The following is a 1,114-nucleotide window of genomic DNA, read 5'->3' on the forward strand; positions in this document are numbered from 1 at the left end:
GCCGACGGCCGGATGATCGAACGCCCCGTCCCGGGGGTCCGGGGCGGGGCGTTCGTGGGCGTGCTGTCGGTCTGGTCGGCAAGGTGACGCCGTCGTCGGCGTGCTGTCGCCGTGGTCGGCAGGGTGTCGTTAGTCGTCGGTGATCTCGGCGAGGGCAGCGCGGGCGGATTTCTCATCGACGATCGCGCGGCCGGTGGCGTAGGCGGCGACGAGGGCCTGGACCGCGAGGTTGTTCACAGCGCGGGGGTAGCCGCGGGCAGTCGTGTGAATCACGGTCATCGCGTCGTCGGAGAACAGGGTGTCGGACCGGCCAGCGAGGCTGGTGTGGTGGCGGATGTAGCTGGCGGTCTCCTCGGCGGTCATCGGGGGCATCGTGTAACGGATCGTGATGCGCTGCTCGAGTGCGGCGAGGACCGCCAGGCGCATGGTGCGGCGCAGGGTGGGCTGGCCGACGAGCAGGGTCGCGAGCGGGGAGCCGGAATCGATCGCGTTGTTCGTGAGCATGCGGACGGTCTCGAGCTGCTCGTAGCTGAGTAGGTGGGCCTCGTCCAGGACGAGGACGGGAGTGCGGCCGCGTTCGTCGCGGGCGGAGGCGAGTGCCGTGGTCGACTGGGCGATCAGCCGGGAGGACAGGTTCGTGGGTTGGGCGCCGAACGCGGTCACGATGGCCTCGTGCATACCGCGCACCCCGATGTGCGGGTTGCCCAGGTAGATCACGGTGTGGCGGGACGGGTCGAGGTCGGTGAGGACGGTGCGGACCGCGACGGTCTTGCCGGCGCCGACCTCACCGGTGACGATCCCGATGCCGCGCTCGGTGATGCACCAGGACAACCGGGCGACGGCCTGGTTGTGGGCGTCGTGGCGGTGCAGCATCCCGGGGGCGAGGTCGCGGCTGAACGGGGTGCGGGTGAAACCGTCGTGCGCACGCAGCTTTTCGATCATCAGAACGGTTCCTCCTCGAGGGGGAGGGTGAACGCGGCCGGGTCCGGGGCGCCCTCGCGTGCACGACAGCGAGTGGTGATCATGGTGGTGGCGAGGTTCCCGACGGTGACGGCGACGTGCAGGACGGTCTCGGCGATCAGGAGGTGGTCGTCGGTGCGGGCGGGGGTGAGCA

General features: G+C 70.4%; 1 protein-coding gene. It reads right to left on the reverse strand.

The window, feature by feature from the left end; translation table 11 throughout:
• Positions 1–129 precede the first annotated feature (129 nt).
• Positions 130–942, reverse strand: coding sequence for an ExeA family protein (locus tag MJ797_RS26250; protein WP_239342349.1), 813 nt, complete (start codon positions 940–942; stop codon positions 130–132).
• Between the last annotated feature and the right edge of the window lie 172 nt (positions 943–1,114).

The sequence above is a fragment of the Protofrankia sp. CiP3 genome (assembly GCF_917627345.1).
In the GTDB taxonomy this organism is placed as follows: domain Bacteria; phylum Actinomycetota; class Actinomycetes; order Frankiales; family Frankiaceae; genus Protofrankia.